Source organism: Cohnella sp. LGH (genome assembly GCF_017671885.1).
GTDB classification, from domain to species: Bacteria; Bacillota; Bacilli; order Paenibacillales; family Paenibacillaceae; genus Cohnella; species Cohnella phaseoli.
Genome location: NZ_CP072117.1, coordinates 148,015 through 167,970 on the forward strand (window position 1 = coordinate 148,015; position 19,956 = coordinate 167,970).

At 47.9% G+C, this 19,956-nt stretch carries 5 protein-coding genes; all 5 read left to right on the forward strand.

The window, feature by feature from the left end; translation table 11 throughout:
• The first annotated feature begins 384 nt into the window (after positions 1–384).
• The 5 genes from J4772_RS00635 to J4772_RS00655 all read left to right on the forward strand — a co-directional run bounded on the left by J4772_RS00635 (position 385) and on the right by J4772_RS00655 (position 19,954).
• Positions 385–4,152 (forward strand): fibronectin type III domain-containing protein, encoded by a 3,768-nt coding sequence (locus J4772_RS00635; protein WP_209073755.1) that lies wholly within the window; start codon positions 385–387, stop codon positions 4,150–4,152.
• A 27-nt stretch (positions 4,153–4,179) separates the two neighbouring features.
• On the forward strand, positions 4,180–8,238 hold the full coding sequence (locus J4772_RS00640; protein ID WP_209073756.1) for a fibronectin type III domain-containing protein: 4,059 nt from the start codon (positions 4,180–4,182) through the stop codon (positions 8,236–8,238).
• Complete coding sequence (locus tag J4772_RS00645) at positions 8,144–9,205, forward strand: hypothetical protein (RefSeq protein ID WP_209073757.1); 1,062 nt, start codon at positions 8,144–8,146, stop codon at positions 9,203–9,205. Before J4772_RS00640 ends, J4772_RS00645 begins: the two co-directional genes overlap by 95 nt.
• A gap of 12 nt (positions 9,206–9,217) precedes the next feature.
• Positions 9,218–10,078, forward strand: coding sequence for a hypothetical protein (locus J4772_RS00650; protein ID WP_209073758.1), 861 nt, complete (start codon positions 9,218–9,220; stop codon positions 10,076–10,078).
• A 105-nt stretch (positions 10,079–10,183) separates the two neighbouring features.
• Positions 10,184–19,954 carry an RHS repeat protein gene (locus J4772_RS00655; RefSeq protein WP_209073759.1) on the forward strand — a complete coding sequence of 3,257 codons (9,771 nt, stop codon included), beginning with the start codon at positions 10,184–10,186 and terminating at the stop codon, positions 19,952–19,954.
• Positions 19,955–19,956 lie beyond the last annotated feature (2 nt).

Consider the following 19,956-nt stretch of genomic DNA (forward strand, 5'->3'; position numbering starts at 1 on the left):
AAGGGAGAGTGTGACATGAAAAATCATTTATTATCTTTAGTAGCAAGAGTTTTATGTGTTACCCTGCTTGCGCAAATAGTCGTTTCGACATGGGAGAGCAATCCTGCTCAAGCTTCGTTGGTTAAACCATCCGATATTCGCGTTCAATTTGGAGGGGCCGAAGGTACTAGTTCACCAACATATACGCCGGATTATGGAGAAGTTTACGGAGAGAAAAATGGGCTTACATATGGTTGGAACTTTGATCATACCGCCTATTCAGTCAATGAGGCTGTTTACGGTTCTTCGGTATCGAGCTCATCTATTGTCATACAGCCCGGAGGACAATGGGAGATTGCGCTGCCATCCGGAGGTTATGAGGTTGAGATCAGTGTAGGCAATGCTGTGTACGGCAGTGTTAATACGCTTCAAGTTGAGGATGTCGTGTTCTGGGATCAATTTGAAATTGCGGCCGGCGATCGAGATACGATGAAAAAACGGGTTCAAGTCAAGGACGGTAGGCTCACATTAAAAGGAGATGCAACAAGTCCATCTACCTCTATCCAATCGTTAACGATTATGAAAAATGGCCCGGCGATCCGTCAAATGTCCATGCCTTATATCGGGTTACCGGCGGTGCAGAATAAACAACCCGGGGACACGATTCTGATATCCGGCAAGCAGAATAGTCAGTATAACGCCATTCCCTCTATAAAAGTTGGGGGGCTAGGGCAAGCGATCGGTACCTATTTAAACACGGAAATGTCTGCAATAAAGCAACGCATTGAAGCGATGGAATTGCTGGCCAGTCCTTGCACAGGATGCAATGCAAGCCAATTAGGAGCGGCAATTAACAACAGTCCTAATGAGACAGCCGTTATTAAGACCGGACATCTCAATTTAGGCGATTCCGCTACGTTTGGTTCGCCAACCAAACCGGTATTTTTAATTGTGGACGGAATCAATACGACTGGACATTTTGCACTGACTGTTTACGGAACGTTGGTCATCAAAGGGGATTTCAATTCAAATGAAAATCTGACACTGAACGTAATTCACCCGCAATTATCAGCGTCAGCAAGCAAAGGGGATTTGTGGATCGGCGGAACGCTCCGTTTGAATAATAATTCAACCTTGCAGGTGGCGGGCGACTTTACGTTGGGAAGCCTTATATACAACAACGGACAATTAAATGTACAAGCGGACCGACTATTTGTTTCTGACCAATTGCACATTAACACCAGAGTGGACATGAACATCGCGCAGGAAATGATTGTCGGAAAACTGATCGCTAATGACCAAACGACGAATATCCACGTTAACTCCGGGGATTTATTCATTCAAAATGATATTCACGTAAATAACCGTCTGAACATACAAACCGGCGGAGTTGTCGCCATCGGGGGCAGCATTACTTCCAATCAGAGACCTGTCATTTCTACTGGAATGGGCGAGAATGCTCAAACGAAACTGAATTACAGAATTTACGGACTAAATGCGGAGTATTATTCCGAACCGAATTTGACCGGGGATCTCACTGGTGTCGTCGATGAGAATATAAACCTGAACAATATATTACCGATAACCAAGCCGGGGCTTAACGACGGAAACATGTCGGTAAGATGGACAGGAACGATAACACCGTATTTCTCCGAGATTTATGAGTTCGAAACAGACGTAAGAGGCGGGGTGAAATTGTGGGTGAACGATACGCTTCTCATTGATAAGTGGGAGGCAACGGAGAACGGCAAGTATTCCGGCTCGGTGGCGCTCGAGGCCGGGGTAGAGTATGGCATCCAAATTGAATATGCCAACCGCGGAGGGCAGCAGCCTCGCATCTTATTAAATTGGGCAAGCGAATCCGGAGCGAAGGAAATTGTTCCGCAGAGTCAATTATCGCCGTTCGAGGTGCCCGTTCTTACGACGGTCGCAACGGAGAACACCGTAAATCTCGAATGGACGACATCCTTTAATGCGAATGGATATGAGATTGAGGCGGACGGGGCCGTTTATTCATTAGGCAATCAATCCGTTTTTGCCCATGCTCCACTAGAAACGGGAACGCTGCATAGGTATAGGGTAAGGGCCGTAAATAACGGTATTAAAGGCGGATGGTCGCCGATACAAGAGATTTGGACGTTGCCGGGTATTCCTGTAAATATTCGTCTAGAATCAACAAGCAACTCCGTAACGCTAACGTGGGATGAAGTAAAAGGCGCCGAAGGATATGACATTGAAACTTACAATACAGTAATCGATAACAGGAACAGCACGACTTACACCGAGCTTGATCTTAATCCGAATCTTCAGAGAACATTTAGAATTCGTGCTCGCAACTCTAGCGGTTTCGGAAAGTGGAGCGTCATCGTGGCCAAGTCAACTCTGCCCGGGGCGACAGGCGCATTGTATACCGTAGCGACGGATACTTCCATCGCTGTGAGTTGGGATGCGGTTTCCGGGGCGGATAGCTACGACATAGAGGTTGACGGCACGATTGTAGGAGGCCTTGCGGTTACGCACTATTTGCATGCCGATTTGCAACCGAACACGATTCATACTTACCGCGTCAGATCAAACAACAGTGAGGGGTCGAGCGGATGGAGCGAGGCCGTCCAAGCAGTTACGCTCCCTTCCGTTCCAAGCCACCTGCGTGCAATGACCATTGCCGGCGATCATATTCATCTTGAATGGGATGAAGTAGAGAATGCTTCCTCCTATGATCTTGAGGTTGACGGAGTAGCGGTCGACGTTGGAACAAGTACGCAATACAAACATTCGGGACTGGAAGCTGACACGGAACATACGTACAGAGTCAGAGCAAGGCACCATTCTGTCGTCGGTAATTGGAGCGAGCCGGTAACGTATACGACATTGTCCGGCGTGCCCTTAAACTTGCGTGCAGCATCAACAAGCAATGAGGTTACGCTTTCCTGGGATCCGGTGATCGGTTCGGTAGGCTATGAGGTGGAAGCGGACGGTAAGATTATTCCGAATGGTCTAAGCACGACATACGTGCATGCCGGGTTGAAGCCGTACACAGAGCATACTTACCGGGTTCGGGCAATCGGTAAAGCGGGGGCTGGGCCGTGGAGCGAGTTCCTGACTGCAACAACCGGGCTGGATGTGCCGGTATTGAGTGCTCAAGCCTTATCGAAGACGGCGATTTCTCTCTCTTGGACAGTTGTGCCCGGAGCGACGGCCTATGAGCTTATGGTCGACGGCGAGGTCATCGATGTCGGCAACGTTACAGCGTATTTGCATGACGGGCTGCTTCCTTATTCCTGGCATGCGTATCGGGTGAGGGCAAAAAGCGGTGCCCTACCAGGCCCTTGGAGCACTGCTTTAATGAAGGCTACGCAGTTAGGCACGCCTGTAATAACAAAGCTGTATGCGGCAAGCTCGGAAATCACAGTGGAGTGGGAGGCCGTTCCGGGTGCGACCGGTTATGAAATCGAGGCGGACTCGGTCATTGTGGATGTAGGTACGGCGACGACGTATATCCATCGCAATTTGCTTCCCAACACTGTCCATACGTACCGGGTACGCGCCAAGAGCGGCAACGATGTAGGAGATTGGAGCGATTGGAGCAAACTTAGCACTCAAGCGACTTCTCCTATTACGCCTTCACGCTTCAGAGCGGTTGCCAATACGAACTATATAGAACTGAAATGGGACGCATCGCCGGGAAGCTTGAGCTACGATCTTGAAGTGGACGGGCGAATCATTACCGGGATAGCTGGGACAAGCTTTACCCATCAGGAGCTCGTTCCGAACACGATGCACGTCTATCGGGTTAGAGCATCGAATGCGGTTGGGTCAAGCCCATGGTCGAACAAGATCAAACCTCGTACCATTCCTGAACTGACGGTGGATGTCGGGCAAGGTACGATGTTTAACTTCGTTATCGTAGCCCCTAGCGTACCGGGTCTGACGGAACGGACCATCACGGTAACTTATAATCCGGAAGAACTGGAAATTGAGGATTTGAGCGTAGCTACGCCCGAGATCGAATTAGCAGTGGGGCCGATCAGGGGTACGAATATGAGCATCAGTGAAATCGCGAACGGGAAAATCGTTTTCCGGATTTCGAATGCCAAAAGCACGACTGTTAATATCATTCGTTTTATATCGAGGTCCAATGAAGCTTCCAAAATCACATACTTCGTCGAATAGCGATTCATCACTAGGAGGGGATTTTGATTGTCGTATCAAAGGGCACTGTCAGCATTGCTTATATCCTTATTTCTCATTCTTTCATTATCTCATAAACCAAGCTACGCATCCGTTCAGTCCACAGATTTGCAAGTATCGACAGTCGCCGCATCAACCACGTCTGATGATAAGACAAGCAAGTGGGAACTGGTAGAGGAGCGCACAGCCAATGCGAAGCACTATCTGCTGGAGAACGGCTCAAGGCAGATGGTCTCTACGTTGGAACCACAGCATTATCTGGACCAGTATGGAAACTGGCAGGATATCATCCCCTCATTAATCGATGAAGCAGAAATTCAAGATATAAATGTGCCGATGTCGCAAGAAGTTTTTGGCGAAGTCAAACAAATTATTAAAAAGAACAAGGAACTCAATCGGCAAAAAACGTTTGACTATGACAATACCTCATATAAAGCTCTACAGGTACCATTCAATGTTTCATTGCCTAAAAACTTTCAGCAAGGCTATCGTATTCAGAAGGGGCAGGACCAAATTTGGTTTAAGCCGACCAGAGCGAACAAGGCAAAGGCAAATTTGATAGATCAACAGACATTGACTTACGTAGATGTTTGGAAATCGACCGATGTAACGTTAAAGGTGCTTGGCGGGGGGGTGAAAGAAACCTTTATCCTTAAGGATAAAAATGCGCCATCGACCTTTTCGTTTGAAGTAGAGGGTGATTTTAACTCGGAATTGGCTACCGATCAACTTTTTATTTTGCCGGCTTGGTTGATCGATGCTAACGGAACGGTCAGGTCTGTTGAACAGGTTTTGAGAAAACAAGGAAATAAGCAATACATCGATCTTACTGTGGATGACTCGGGGCTAACTTATCCTATCGAAGTGGATCCCACGGTGGCAGTATCTCCTACGCAAGTTGCTTATCGAATAGGTCAGGCATACGGTACAAGTGGACTCTATTTCGGTTCTTCTACAATACCTGTGGGCGGAAGAGCTTGGAACCACGCTTATATCAGTTATTTGAATTTTGATTTGTCTTCTATTGATGGGATTGTCTCGAGCGCTACTTTAACATTGTATCGCATAAGATCCGAAGACGGGGATAACCGACCATTAATCATACAAAGTTTTATGAACTCATCACCGTGGTCGCCTTCCAACCCTTCCCAAATACCAGGTCAAGGTGAATTAATTACTGTAGTTAACACGCCTGCTAATAGTTACGCTCCCGTCGTGTTTACAGGAATGGAGAAGTATGTTCGTCACGTGGTTGAAGGAAAACCGAATTATGGAATTATGTTATTCCCGGATCTTATTTCTGCGGATCAGACAAAAGTAACGATAAGAAATCTTACATCTCCATCGTTAACCATAACCTATACGCCGATACCCAAAGTAACGGAAGTAGTCGCACCCGTCGAAAATCAGTTTTTTGGCCCGAACGACAATTCGTTTATTCCGATCATCAAGGTAACGGGGCCTAACGCTTCTCCATTGACGGCTGCTTATTATCTGGATAATGAGGCATCGCCACGAGAAACGAAGTCCGTTTCCAATCCGCAAACGGCGCAAACGGTCAGTTTTAGCGCCATGAATATCGGTACGCTGGCGGAAGGGAAGCATGCGTTCAGATTTACCGCCAGCAACGGGCAGCAGACAGGTCAAAAGTCGGTCGATGTATATGTGGATAAAACCGCGCCTTTATTAGGTTCACTAAACATTACGTCTACCAGTAGTTCGGTTTCGATTTCCGGTTCCGCGAGCGATGGCGGTTCAGGTCTGGAAACGTCCTCGTATCGTTATACCGTCGGAACAGCGACAAGCGGGTGGACAAGCCAAACGTCCCACACGGCTGCATACCTTATGCCTAATACGGTATACCAAGTGAAATTCGAGGCGAGGGACAAAGTCGGGCTTGTTTCTTCGCGCGAACAGCAGATCTATACGGCAGCCCAGAATCCTACGTTGTCCATAACCCGTTCTATGGAAACCAGCCTGGATCTATCCATCAACGATACTAACCCGGATGGAACCCAATACGTCATTCAGGCGGGCGGCCGTTACGTAAATGCGACCGGAACATTAACCGCTGCTCCCGTCTGGTTTGCTCCGGTCAATAAAAAGATAACCATAACCGGACTTACGGCAAATACTTCATACGCTTTGACAGTAAAAGCGAGGAACGAAGCGGGAGTGGAGACTGAAACAAGTGCAGCACTAATAGGAACGACACTTGCCGCTCCTCCTGCCACGATTACACCAACAGCCAAACAGCGCTCGATTACATTGTCCTGGCCTGCGATTAGCGGAGCGACGGGCTACGACGTGGAGGCGGATGGCGCGATCATTCCTAACGGCGCTTCTGCAACCTATGTGCATAACAATCTTGCTCCCAATACTCCACATGAGTATCGAGTGCGGGTCACCAATGCGGGGGGGACGGGGAACTGGAGCCGTCTGGTTACAATCTATACCTTGCCCGATCCTCCTTCGATTCCGACCGGTATACAAACGACATCGATGCAAACGGAGGTCACGGTCACTTGGGATGCTTCTACCGGCGCGGATGGATATGATATCGAAGCGGACGGCAAGGTGATCGATAATGGTAATCGTTTATTCTATGTAGACAAGGGGTTACAACCATTAACCAAACATATCTATCGAGTCAGATCCAAGAATGCTGGGGGTGCCAGCGAGTGGAGCAGTTCGGTTACGCAAATCACTTTGCCGTATCCGCCGACTGCGCCCGAACAGCTTGACGCTCAGCCGACTATGCATCAGATTACGGTGAGTTGGGATCCGGTTGATGGCGCTGACCGCTATGAAATTGAGGCGGACGGAGCAATTCTCGATAACGGGGCCCGTATGACATACATCCATGATGGTTTGGACCCGCTAACCGGGCATACGTATCGGGTCAGAGCCGCGAATGCGGGAGGGATGAGTTCATGGAGTCTGCCGCTGGATGTAACTACGCATCCGGAGAAGCCGAATATTCCAACGAATATTATGCTGACGGCTGGTGAAAAGGAGATTACTTTGATCTGGTATGAGGTTCCGCATGCGGAAAGCTACGACATCGAAATCAACGGTACAACAATTATGAATTCGACAAGTGCGCAGTTTAATCATACCGGACTGTCACCCAATAGCAGGTATAAGTATCGGATTCGCGCAGTCAATATCAGCGGCACGAGCGAATGGAGCAGTCCGGTTGCGATGAAGACGCTCCCTAGCCAGAGCGATGCGAACGAGTCACTTACGAATATTGCCGCATTGGTGACCAATTCCTCCATTACCTTGTCCTGGGATACGGTTGCACCGGACGCCGAGTACGAGATTGAGGTAGACGGCATCATCGTGGACAACGGAACCGACACAATATTTCAGCAAACCGGGCTTCCGCCGAACGAATTTCACACCTATAGAATCAGGTTGAAGCAGAGTGGAACCTCGGGTGTCTGGGTGGCCGTTCTCTCCTTGTCTACATTGCCGAATCCGCCAGACGCTCCGGGCCAATTAGAGGGGTTCCCTACGAACGACAGCATCGAGTTGAGATGGGGACGAGTCGAAGGCGCAACCGGATATGATATTGAAATCGACGGTAAAGCTGTGGACGGAGGCTACAATCCGATCTATTTGAATGAAGGCTTGTCGCCGGGAACGACTCACACCTATCGGGTGAGAGCGAAGAACATGACCGGAGTAACAGCATGGAGTCCCGTTCTTGTCGCAAGCACCACCAATCCCGACTACCGGGTTCAGGTCGTACAAGGGCAAACCTTTCATTTCTCCTTGCTGGCGTTCGATGTCAAGGATTTCAGCGAGCGAAAGTTTATCGTAAAGTACAATCCCGATGAACTGGAAGTCATCGATTTATACAGCTTCACGCCAGAGAAGAATGTTCTGAGCAATGGCGCAATACCCGGCTCCCCTCTGACGGTCGCGAATGTACCGGGGATGATTGAATTCCGGGTACATCAAAGCGTTGCCCCGGGTACGGTCTGGTCTGGGGAAATTACGTCCATCTTATTTAAGTCCAAGATTGACGGACAGTCATCCATGCAATTTAGAGTGGAATAAAGCTAAGCTTCGAGGTGAAAAGATGAAACCCGGATATAAAAGAATATACAAGTGGACGGCTCTTTGTATCGGTGCAGTTTTAGTGCTGCAGCTGCTGACGGGCATTGGCTTCAATTCGAAAAGCTCGTCGAATATCGCCGTGTCTGCAGAAAACGATGAGGATGAGAAGCGCATTGCGGTGGAATTATCGAACCTTTCCGGGGCAAGTAAAGAGGATATTTTGCAATGGAGAAGCGCCGGGAAATCGTGGAACGATATTATCGCCTTGCTTTCCACACGGGACGGCGACTCTAACGGAACCGCAAAAGCCGAGAGGAGTCAACTTCTTGCCGATAGCGGCTTAGATAAGGACTTCATTAAGAAATTAACGGATGCAGGCTATACTCAGTCGGAAATAACGGATGCCAAGCTGCTGGCGGAAAGAGTTCTTTTCCAACTGCAGGAAATCGTTCGATCGGTTGACAATCGTCCGAAGCAACCTATAGCGGAGTTGAAGGACGAGAATCAAGGTAGCGAGGATTTGACCGCATACATCAAGATTAGCGACCAATTCGACTTAAAAACGGCTGTATATGCTATGACCGTATTAAAGAAGGATTTCGGAAGCATCAATAATGTCCTGAACGAATACCTTCTTGCGCTGCAAATCGACTTGAATATTGAGGAATATTTTACGGATAAAGAAAAATATCTTCAGGATAAAGAAGATAAGGGGATCGGCGTTAACCCTGATTCCATAATTACGATCGACAAAATCGAGAATCGAATGCTGGAAGCCATTCAACAGGGAAATTCATCGACCGACGATGACTTCACGACAAGTAATGATGTAGCGTTCCCTGTCGAGTCGCAAATGAATCATCCGCTGCCGGATGTGCCGAACCCGAATGCGATAACTGTCATTCCCGAGAATCCGACAGATGCCATAATGAAAGATATTCAATCGATCGATCCTAATAGGCAGTAGGAGGTTTGTTATATGAGAAAAGTTTCGAAATTAATGCTGGTCCTTTTCATAGCGGCCATGACATTGCCGGCTGGCTTTGCGGCGTATGCAATGGTGAGTTCGACTTCCACTACAGGTTCGACAGCAATGCCGCCGACTCTTGATTCGCTTGCGCCGGAGGCTATCAACGCGGACTCCATTGTGATCTCGCAACAGATTATAGAGAAGATCCAGCAGTCCGACCCAAGCAACTACGAAAGAAATGTGGCCAATTACAAGAAGCTATTGATCGAATTGAGCATTCACGGCAAATTCAAGGAAGAGATCGAGAGATTAGTAGAGGCAAACTACAAGCTGCCGAGTATTCTGATCGCCTATGAATTCTTATATCAGAGCTATGGCCAGTTAAGCGATCTTGAACCGATGGTAGCGAGCAGGGAGACCGGAAAGGCATGGAGCGATATTTTTTCCGAATTTGCTAAAGCCCGTCCCGTATTTGCTCCTAGAGCTTTCGATTCAGATTATCTCGAACAGTTAATGCAAACGCCTAACTTAACCACGGACGATATCATGATTGCCGATAGAGTTTCTTTTGCGGTTGGCAAGTCTTTCGAGAAGATTATAGACGAGAGGCTTAAGGCGATCAGTTGGAAGGCTGTAAGCGCCGATCTTGGTCTTCTCTACAATGCGGACGAGCTCCCTCGTGTGCAAATTACTGCCGAACAACTGGACAAATATACGGCATCCGGAAAGTTGACTGAAGACCAGGTGGCTCAGGCATTTGTCATCGCCAACAAAGTAGGCAAGAGTGCGGACTCGGTTATCGAGCAAGTCAAAGAGGGCTACTCTGAAGAAGCGATTTTGGCGCAAGCTTACTCGAAAAAGTATGAATGAAAGGGGGACGACTAGCTGAAACCTTATTATAAAATTTTATTTTTAGGCTTTCTGTTTTTGGTCGTCCCCTTGCGGGCTGCCTATGCCGAAACGTTGGAAGATCAATTGAATAACTTAGTTGGGCCCAAGCAGCAATACAACACGATGCTGTCGCCTGTATATTTGCAAAACAATAAGCTGGAAGAGTATATCAGTCCTCAGAATGGCGAGTTGACTTTAACTCAGAGAGACTATGTGCTGCCCGGACGTAACGGACTGGATTTAGAGATCAAGAGAATCTATAAAAATGATACTTCCAACGTTCAGGAGATGAAGGTCAAATACCTTAACGGCGCATGGGTGGACTACGTTTCTTCTGATATCAAGACTTCCTCTTTTAATGAAGAACGTTATAATCTCGGCATCGGCATGCGCTTCTCCTTCCCCATGATTGAGGTTCGACAAAACTCCGATGGAACGAGCACCGACTTTCTGCATACACAGAGCGGCGATGTCTATCGTTTGAAAGCCGATACGCTGGCGGGAGCATCCGTACTACTGCCTGAAGGGCAAACCATTAAGGATGTCGTGGTAAGAACCTCAACAGCCTTCAGCAATGGGCAGAACGACGGTACATCCAAGTTCATGATGACAGAGAAGGAGGGGAAAAAGACTTATTTCGCAGCGGACGGCCGGATTCTAGGCATTGTTGACCGGTACGGAAACACGATCAAGTTTGAATATACAACTCTCTCTTATACGATCGACGGACAACAGATCAATAAGAGATTGATTTCCCAAATCACGGATACGATCGGTAGAGTGACGACAATCGAATACAAAGAAGATTCGTCTTTTACCGTTGGCCCAATCGAGAGTCCTCCTTACAGCGCAAGCGACAGCTACAAAGCGTCTCAAAATCCGAATAACACCGATTCCGGGGAGCTGCAGGGCAAGTTCCAGGTTGTCGTCCGTCTGCCCGGAAACAAACAAATCGTATACGACAAATCGGCGGTGCTAGTCAGCTCGTCCAAGCATGTCATGCGCACAAGGCTGCAAAGGGTTTTTGATGTAGATAACAATGTGAAATATCATTATTGGTATGAGCAGCCCGAGCTTGGTTTTACCTATATGAACGGCAAGGATTACGCCGTGTACAACCGCTATGAAAATTTGGTGCAGATCGATTATACCCAAACGAACCGTATCAAGCGCTATGTTTACAATACATACACGAAGAGGCTGAGCTCGGGGAGCATGCAGTACCGTAAAGTTTTCGAAGCCGAAGATCGAATTAAAAAAAGCTATGACGCATCCAAGAGCGGCTTCTTAGACCGTTTCGTTACGGAAATCCAAAACAAAACCGGGTACAGCTATACGAACGAGCCGGACGGATTCGGCATCTCGGGATACAATGAATATAATACAACCTATTTGAAGGATACGTATCGTTATTCTACGCAGATCAAAGAACTGAATGGAGCTACAACAACCAACACGTATGACGGATTGCATCAACTGGTTACGAAGGAAAACAAAGGAAACGACCATAGCGAGACGACGACTACCGAACACGACGAGATGAAGCTAATCAAAAAGAAAGAAACGGTATCGCTGCAGGTCGCGGACGGCAAAGCACAAGGTGCGTCTGTGAAAAAAATTGAAAACTACCGCTATGACGAATACGGGAATTTAACCAACTATACTGGTCCTGAAGCTTCGCGGGATGCGAACGGCTACCCGCTCGACAGCAAGCATACCGTGGTTTATACGTATGCTTATGACAAATTTCACGTCCTCACATCGAAGACCTGGAATAAAGACAAGAGCACCACTTCGCAGATTCTTTACGACGTCGACAGTAAAGGCAATGTCATCAAGGAAACCAAGGTAAACGTCGGAGACGCTGCAAACTGGACCACGACGGATTATCAATATGACAGCTATGGCAACATGACTCAGAAAAGGCAGAACGCGAGCGGCCAATCCTTTGTAACGAATTACGAATACGGCATAGATGCGAACGGCAAGGATACAAAGGGAGCATACTTGTCGAAAAAATACACCGTTGTCGACGGGACCCCGTTGACTAATACCTATGCCTATGATTTCGATACGGGCAACTTGACGGTAGAAATGGATCCGAACGGCAACCGAACCATCTATGAGTATGACGCGCTTAGCAGAGTGGTTCAAAACAGCCTGCCGGATGGATCTCTCAAAAAGTATGATTATCAAGAGAGTCCTTACGCCAATATGAAAATTCAATATATGGATCCGAAGGGCGCCAACTTCATTTATATCTATGATATTTTGGGGAATCTGTTGCAATCCGGATTGCAAGCAGACGGCCAGATGCGCCTGTTAGCTACTTATGAATACGATGCCAAAGGCAACAAAACCAAAGAAACGGATGCGAACGGCAATAGCATCCTGTATGCGTATGATAGTGCGTATGGACTTGTTCGTAAGACATATAAGGAAAAAGACACGGTCGATAAAGGCTCTATTGTCGTTAAGTACACAATATTGACCGACAGCAACACTCCGCTTCTCGTCACTATTACGGATCAGGACGGGTATGCGAACAAATACTATTACGACATTCTGAATCGACTGGTAAAGCTGGAAAAGACGCCGGACAACAATCAATTTTTCGCTACTGCATACTCGTACAATTTTGTGGGAGACTTGTTGTCCGAAACTGACGCCAGAGGCGGAGTAACCCGCTACGAATATGATAATCAGGGCAAGCGGATAAAGAAGATCGATGCGCTCGGGAATGAAACCCGGTATGTCTACAATGCTCTGAATCAAATTTCACAGCAAACGGAGCCGGGGGGTAGAGTTACCCGAGTACTATATGATACAGCAGGTCGGCAGTCTGAACAGAGAGTGCACGAAAATGATTCGTCCGATTATATCTACACAAAGTATATTTACGATGCTGCAGGCAACGCCACTCAGGTCAAGCAAGGACAAAATCTGCGCGGACAGGATATTGTCGCTTCCGACGTTTCCTACGCGTACGACAATATGAATCGTAAATCCGATGAATATCACAAAATTGATGCTAACCGTAAGTCACATATTCGTTATAGCTATGACTCGAACGGCAATAAGACGCAGGAGTTCCGTTATGCGGATGCAGGAGAAAAAGAGTTCCTCGTCTACACGTACGACTACGACTATGCCGGCCGCGTCAAGGAAGAAAGCGGGACCTTACGGGCATCGGGCGGCGGCAGCGATGACGATGTTCATGGGAGTTATAACAAAAAATACATTTACGATGACGTTGGCAACCTTATAGAACAGCTTATAGATAACGGCAATGGGTACGACTCGACTACCTACACTTATGATTATCTGAATCACGTAGTCGAGAAAAAGGAATCTTTTACCGATAGCAGTCCTTTCAAATATACCACTTATAAGTATGACAAACGGGGCAACCAAATCTCGGCAACGATGACGGTTCAGGGACAGGCGGCTACGGTATCCATTGCATACGACGGTCTGGGAAGACAAACGAGCATGATCGATCCGCTCGGTAACATGACCCGATTCGTGTATGACGAGAACGGAAATCTGATTAAAAAAATCGATCCGCGGTACATGTCTCAATCCGCGGACCAAGCGCCCGGAATCGAATATGTCTATGACGTACTGAACCGTTTGGTGAAGACCTCTGTCTATGACGGCAGCGCACGCATGGTAACGAATTACAGAGAATATGATGGTAGAGGCAATCTGACTCTAGATGCGGATGGAGAAGGATACAACGAGAGCAACCCAGCCCAATCTGTAGGGAAAAAGTACGTTTACAATATTCTCGACAAACAAACCGCCTACACGTCGGCGCAAACGGCGGAAAAAAATCGAATGAACGGGACCCATACGGTGTCGGCTGCGTATACGTATGATGCTATTGGCAACGTGCTATCGCAGACGGACGCGCTGGGAAATCGAACAACGAACATCTATTATTTGAATGGAACGCTGCAAGAAACCTTGTATCCGGACGGCAAGAAGGAGCTTTACGATTACGATCTCACGGGCAAAATCCAGGCAACCAAGACGGATCGGGCAGGTCATGCAACGACGGTTTACAATACCGTTTTTGGGCAACCCTACAGTATCAAGTATCCTGACGGCACCTCTAAATCTTTAAAATATTCATCGAAAGGGGAATTGACGGAAAGCGTCGACCAGGCAGGAAATCGAACCCTGCACACCTACGATCCTTCCGGGAACGAGACGGCCAGGAGGGAATTTATCCGTACGGACGGCGCCTACGATGTCTACAAACTGACTCACAAAGTGTACGATGAGGCAAACCGCCTGATTGCGCAGGAAACATTGGAAGCCAGAACATCGCGGAGCGGCAGCGGCGAAACGGCCGTATCCTCCGGAGATAAGGTTCAGTACGCTTATGACAAGGCGGGGCGCCTAACTCGCGTTTCCGGTCCATTCGGAAGGGAAATCAATTACGAATACGATCGAGCAGGCAACCGGATAACGGAAAAGCAAAAAGTAACCGACAGCTATACGGACGTCAAGCGATACGCTTACGACGTGCAAGCTCGGCTCATCAGCGAATCGACGTTGGTTCAAACTTCCGGCTTGGAAATGCAGGTTTTGGCGGGGGCCAAGTTTGACAACGAATATGCGGATCGGGTACTGTCGACGACTTCGTATACGTACTATAAGAATGGTCTAATCAGTGGCAAAACGGACCCTAACGGGAACAAAACCACGTTTATTTTCGATGCAGATGGAAAGCTGACAAAACAGACCGATCCGCTGCTGGCGGCAACCGAATATCGCTATGATGCCAACGGTAATCTGATTGAGCAAGTTGATGCAAACGGCGTTTCCACACGCTACGAATACGATGGGCTGAACCGTCTGATCCGACAAATTACTCCTGCAGCAGACGGATCTGACGCTACAACCCGTTATCTGTATGACGCTATGGGCAATTTAATCAAGCAGATCGCGCCGAACCAGTATGATCCGGCTAAGGATACAGTCGATCAGGCGCTGACGATGCCCGGAATTTCCTACATTTATGATAGTATGAATCGCTGGATTGCTACGGTTTCTCCCGATGGAGACGGGCTGTCGTATATTCGCTACGACGCCAACGGTCGGGTACAAAAGACGGTAGACGGTTTACGTTACACAGGAAATATGGACGCATCGCAGGGCATCGTCTACGAATATGACGGACTAGGCCGGCTCGTCAAGGAAACCGATGCATTAGGCAGCATCACCTTGTATGCCTACGATGTACTGGGCCGTCTGATTCGTCAGACAGACGCGAACAGCAACAAGACCGTCTACGAGTACAATCCGGACGGCACGTTGAAGGCCGTCACCTATGCAGATGGCGGCGGGGTTTCGTTAGGCTACGACAAACTGGGCCGCAAAACCGTGGAAACCGATCAACGCGGCAGTAAGACAACGTATACTTATAACGGTTTAGGCAAACAAAGAACGGTTACCGATCCTTATGGAAATACGCAAGAATTTAAAACCGATCTGTCGGGGAACGTGGTTTCCCAGAAGGACAAGCGTGGCAGCGTCACGTTGTTCAAGTATGATGCCAATCATCGGATGGTCGAAAAACGAACGCCGCTTGAGTTCGATGCCGGCGGTAACGTGGTATACGCGATAGAAACGACTGTCTATGACAAGGTTGGCAACGTGATCAAACAAGCGATGACAAGTTCCAGGGATAAGTCTTTTATCCGTGAAACTCGCTATGCGTACACCGACAATAACCTTGCATTAACCGTATCCGACAACGGCGGCGCCTATACGAAATACACTTATGACAAGAACGGCAATGTTGTTAAGAAGGAAACCCTGCGGGACAAAGATTTGTATGATGTGGAGGAGTTCTCGTACGACAATCAGGACCGGAAGATAGCCGATATTCGTTTGGTGGATGAGCAGGATATTGCAGCCGCCACAAGTATGGCCAATATTGCCGCCTTGCGAGATCCGGCATATCCGGGACGAATCCGTCTGATTACCGGTTACGAGTACGATCTTCTCGGCAACAAAATCAAACAAATCGATCCGCGCGCTTACGCATTCGCTGCGGGGGATGCGGACAATCGCAACAGGTATGCCATTACGTACACGTACGACGCTCTAAACCGTGTGGACAAAATTGTCCGCAAGCAGGACGGCCAAGACGTATACACGCAATACACCTACGACAAGGTTGGCAATAAGACCGCCATGCGCAACGAACGGGGCTTTGTCACGACTTACGCTTATGACAGCATGAACCGTCAGATCATGGTTACCGATTCACTGGAACAATCGGTGACCACCCAGTATGATACCGCCGGCAACCGGATCGCGGTGACGAACGCCAAAGGCGATACGATGAGCTTCACGTACGACAAATTGAACCGGCTGGTCAACACGACCGATGCATACGGTACGGTCATTAACGTGAATGTGTATGATGCGAATGGCAATGTGATCAAGAAGATTGATGCCAAAGGCTACCTGTCCGCATCCAACGATACGGCCCGTTACGGAACGCTTTATACGTACGATCTGGCGAATCGGCTGATCCAAACCGTCGATCCGGAGCTTGCCGCGAAGAACAATTCGGCTTTGTTTAAAGCTGTATATCGCTATAATGCTGCGGGAGAACAAACGGAAGAAATCGATGCGTTTGGCAATAAAACAACATTCGGGTACGATGCGGCGGGTCGTCTTGTTCAGGTGACCGATCCTCTCGGGATTGCGACCAGATACGGGTACGACAGTATCGGCAACAAGCTTTATATGACCGATGGCCGCGGCAAAACGACCCAATATGCCTACGGCGCATTCGGCTTGCTGACACAGGTCACCAATGCAGACCGTAAAACGATTCAATACAGCTATGACCTTGGCTTAAACCTCGCTGTCATGATCGATCGTAACGGCAATCATACGCGTTACACCTATGACAACAGGGATCAACTGTTGACCAAGACCGTCGACGAGACAGACGATCGGATCAGCTATACGTACGATGAGAAAGGTAACCGCGCTTCGATGACCGACGCAAGCGGGACAAGCAGTTACTCTTACGATAGCAACGATAAATTGCTGAAAGTGGTCAAGAATGGTTCGGCTCAATTGACTTACACGTACGATGCTGTTGGCAACGTCTCGACCGTCACGGATCAGACCGGTTTCGTCACAACCTACACCTATGATAAATCGAACCGAATGAGCACCGTCATATTTAACGGAAAAACCGTTGCCTACGCCTACGATCCGAACGGCAACCGTACTTCGATCTCCTATGAAGGCGGCGTGAAGGAAAGCTATACGTATGATAAGAATAATCAGCTCTTAACCTTAACCAACCAAGCGCCGAGCGGCAGCGTCATTTCCCAATACAGCTACACGTACGACTACGTCGGAAAGCAACTCTCGAAGACCGACGGATTGGGAACGACGAATTACCTTTACGATGCGGCAGGCCGTATCCTGGAAGTAGAAGCGCCGGGCAAAACGACGATTTACGCCTACGACGGCGCAGGCAACCGCCAGACGCTGAACGAAACCTATGCGTCCGATCAGTTAAGCGGCTACGTTGATCCGAATACAAAACAAGCAATGCCATACCGGCTCATGAAGAGTCAGTATGTCTATTCCAACGCGAATGAATTGTTGAAGCTCGTCGAGACGATGTACGATGAGAACAACAAGGAAGTGCTCAAGAAGACAACCGACTACCTGTACGACAATAACGGCAATCAACTGCGAGCAAAAGTCAGCTTTGTGCTGCCGTATAGCAGCAGTAAGCGACAAGTGACCGACGGCAGTCTGTTCGGCGACGGCGTTACGGGCGATATTAGCGCCTTGATCGAAAGCGTCAGCAACACCTTTGACGGTTTTAATCGCTTGGTGAAGACGGAGAAGGTTAAAGGCGGGGACCGCTCGACGATCACTTTCGCCTATGACGGTAACGATTTGCGTACGCAGAAAGTATCTCGCAGCTCCAAGGACGGTTATACGGCCCAAGTGACCAACTACGTCTATGACCGCCAACATGTCCTCCTGGAGACGGATGCTGCAGGCGATTCTGCAGTTCGTTACGTGCACGGCATCAATTACATTGCCCGGATTGACGCTACGAGCAAGCTGTCCTACTATTTGTTCAACGGTCACGGCGACGTTGTACAGACGGTAAGCGAAGCCGGAACGGTCGAAAACCAGTATGACTACGACATTTTCGGCAACCCAACCTTGACGATCGAGGTGTATGCTGCTTCTATTCGTTACGCAGGGGAGTTCTTCGACACCGAAACAGGTCTGTACTATCTTCGCGCACGATACTATGATCCGTATGTCGGGCGGTTTATATCCGAGGATACGTATGAGGGGAAAATCAATGACCCTCTGTCGTTGAACAGGTATACGTATGCGCATAACGATCCGATCATGTATGTAGATCCGACGGGGCATGCAGTTGTACAATTACGCGACCTTGCAGCCGCTACGGGTTCAACGGTAAGTTGGAATCAAAAAACAGGCACAGCCACTGTGACTCTTTCGTCAGGTGTCTCGGTACAATTCAATACTAAAGATGACAAGGAAAAAGGATTTAGCCTACAGAATGGTCGAATTGTTATCGATAATGAGGAATTCGATAGGCGGATGACCAAGAGTTATTCGGAATCCAAAAACCCCATGACAGGAGGAAGAGTAGAGGTCGTATCCAAGGTGGATACCGCAGTAGGGGATAACAAGCTGATCGGTTACGCCAGTGTGACGAAAACCTATTATGCCCCCGAATCACAGCAGAAGTCGAGTATTTCTGGAGTCAAGCCAATTATTCTTCCTATGGTTGTACAGGAGAAGGAACGGGTAGCTGTCGTAGACTTGACGACCCACAAGTCAGATAGCATTGATCTGGCTAGTGGTAAAGGATTGACGAAGAAGAATGAAGTGCTAATCAAAAATATCGTATCCGGATCAGAGGGGACAGTCAGTAGGGCGCAAGCTGCGTTGATCACGTTGTTGATAGGGCAGGACAATAGTCACTTTAGCGAGTACATGCAAGAGAAGTACAGCGGCAGTTATCTAGGTGACAATATGCAGAGTAGCGATAGATATTTCGTATCGAACCATGCAAGTAATGAGATCATGGAAAACGGTAAGATATCGCTTAAGGCTTTCGAGAGGGGCCTGAAGAAGTACTATCATCAGGCATTTCAAGAAGCTACCGAGCAGGATTACCAGAACTACGTCAAGACGTTAAATCAAGCTCATAGCGGTGATATGGTAGACGTTCTAAACGCCTATTTCTCCAAAGAAGCATTACTGTATGGAGGTTATTTTCAGGAATTGGCATTATCAGAAATTGGATGGGCCATGATGTTTAGATCATCAGGTTTTAGCATTTCCAAAGGAGTTGTGAGGTTTGCTCCTAAGCCGCAGGTTCCGGGTGCGGGTAATTTCTTAAGTAATCCAGCCACAAAAAATGGAACGCTGAATATTGGTGCTGGTGGGAAACCAATAGAAGGTGCATACAACATTGATCTTGCACCCAAAGCTCAGGGAGTTTATACCGGAGATGCTACCAATCTGTCTAATATTAAGACTGGTAGTCAGAGTAAAATATATATAGAAAATCCTTATGGATATGATCCGCTAAATTCTGAGATATTAAGAGTCTTATCACAAGATGGGGAAGTTATTATAACCGGTTCACGTTCTAACATGGACAAGTTAATGAAAACATTAGATTCCAAAGGATTAACAATAAAAGGCGAGAGAGTAGAGATCCCTAATGACGGAAGTTTTAAAACCACTACAGGTGGTAATATCAAATCAACTATGCTAGATCAATATACCATTGTACGAAAGTGAGG

Bases quoted from the DNA above. Each gene is read 5' to 3' on its own strand.
- J4772_RS00650 (WP_209073758.1), top strand. From the start codon at position 9,218: ATGAGAAAAGTTTCGAAATTAATGCTGGTCCTTTTCATAGCGGCCATG.